This window comes from Candidatus Latescibacterota bacterium, from assembly GCA_019038625.1.
Taxonomy (GTDB): Bacteria; Krumholzibacteriota; Krumholzibacteriia; order Krumholzibacteriales; family Krumholzibacteriaceae; genus JAGLYV01.
Map to the genome: position 1 here is coordinate 1 of JAHOYU010000093.1, position 1,929 is coordinate 1,929.

At 48.4% G+C, this 1,929-nt stretch carries 3 protein-coding genes; all 3 read right to left on the reverse strand.

All coding sequences use genetic code 11. From position 1 onward, the window contains the following. On the reverse strand, nt 1-393 hold a 393-nt coding region (locus tag KOO63_07075), incomplete at its 3' end, for a hypothetical protein (GenBank protein MBU8921565.1). Between the two features lie 31 nt (nt 394-424). Then, nucleotides 425-820: an SPOR domain-containing protein gene (locus tag KOO63_07080; GenBank protein ID MBU8921566.1), complete on the reverse strand. Its 396-nt coding sequence runs from the start codon at nt 818-820 to the stop codon at nt 425-427. 288 nt (nt 821-1,108) lie between these two features. Further along, on the reverse strand, nt 1,109-1,929 hold an 821-nt coding region (locus KOO63_07085; GenBank protein MBU8921567.1), incomplete at its 5' end, for a glycosyltransferase family 4 protein.

Here is a 1,929-nt window from a genome sequence, read left to right on the forward strand (position 1 = left end):
CAAAGCCCAGAAGATCGATTCGACATGGCGGTCCGAAAGGTACTGGATGTTCTTCGACTGATCAGGAGACTCTATGAGGACCTCGTGAGCCCCGACCCCCCGCATCATATCATAGATACCGTCACCTCTCTTGTCGAGATCACCTTCGATCTGAAGAGCGGGAAATTTGTTGGGTACTACCCGAACACTCCACCCTTCCTTGTCGGGCAAAGATTTCGGCTCTCTATAGGCAAGGACTTCAGGTGGCGTCTTGTCTTCATTCCCATTGCAAAAGGGACAGAATCCGCCTTTTGGAGGCAATTTTTCTCTCTTGAAATCGTCTGGCCTTTTGCCCCTTTCGGTGGAGATAATAACCCACCGTTCCATTATCGGGCTCTTGCGTAACTCAGGCATTTGGTATTGTCTCCTTCCTGAGACTCTGTTGCTATTTTCTAATTGTCGTTTTGACTATCCAGCAGTCAGGATACTCTTCTGCCAGCCTTATTCTCGCGTCAGAAGCTTCATCTCTCCCGGGAAAGTCACCCACCCGGACCTTATAAAGACTACCTTCATAATCTATATATACTGCAAGTCCTGTTCCTGCCATTAATTTTTTCTTGAACTGTTTTGCTATCTCCAGTTCTGAAGAAGCGAATACCTGAACCCTGTAACCTAACGCGAACTTTTCCACGACAGGGGGCTCTTCATTAATATCCTTTACCGAAAATGTGTCAGGCTTCGTTTTCTCAAGTTTGTCAAGCACTTCAGTCACTTCTTCGATGTCATCATCCTCAAGGACTTCCTCGTCAATATCGTATACTTCTTCCAGTTCCTCTTCCAATGGTACGACTCTGTCCTCCGACTGAGAAGATTCCCGAACAGCTGGCACCCTGTTTCCTGTTTCGGTCTTCGTACAGCCTGCCTGAAGAAAAAGAATCATTAAAATTGTCAGTGATAATAAATACCCGCGGTTCCCTGAGATTCTCATCATGGCTCTCTACCTCCATATCCGGAACTTGTCAGCCTTCTCCGAACTTTGATTATCAGAAATAACGCTACCTGTCAATTAAATTGAAGATCGGCTCAGGCTGGCACCCCGTGTCTGCGCCTTCAATCCCATCCCATCCGGTCATGTCCGGGGGTGCTTTTTCACTCTATTCATCAGGCTCAGATAGAATTTCTCCGTCCGTTCTGCCACTGAATCCCAACTGTACTCGTCTTCGACCCTCTTTCTTCCAAGACTTCCCATCCGGGAGGCTGCCCCATCATCAAGGGCGATCATCTCCCTCACGCCCCTCGCAAGATCGATTTTATCTCCACCTCTGAATACAGCTCCAATTTTCCCTGCAACCTCAAGATTTTCCGGAATATCGCTGATCAGCACCGGCCTTGAAAAACTCATCGCCTCTATCAGTGAGATCGGAAGGCCTTCTACCAGTGAAGGAAGGATGTAAAAAGCGCAGTGAGCGTACAGTTCGTCCAATCGTTCCCCGGTGACATATCCCGGGAATATCACTCGATCGTCGGCGATCTCATGCAATCTCCGGGCGTATTCGACTTCGAATCTCTCGTCACCCACGATGACAAGTTTCATTTCAGTATTTATCTCAGACCAGGCCTCAAGTAGAGTATCGAACCCTCTCTCGACAATGAACCTGCCAACGGTAAGGATAAATCGGCCACTTTCGATTCCCGATCCGAGGAGATCCTTGAACGGAGGGGTTTCTCTGAGAGTGGCACCGTTCGGAATGTATACGACTTTCGAAGAATACTTCGATGACAACTCTTCCGCCATCAGTTTAGAGACGGCTATTGTCGCACTGGCCGACCTGACTGCCCGTGACTCGCCCTTATGTAAAAGGTGTTTTGCTACTCTTCCCCACTTGCTCTGTCTGTAATCGAGGGCGTGAACTGTGGAAACAGTCACCTTTCCCACTATCACAGGTATGC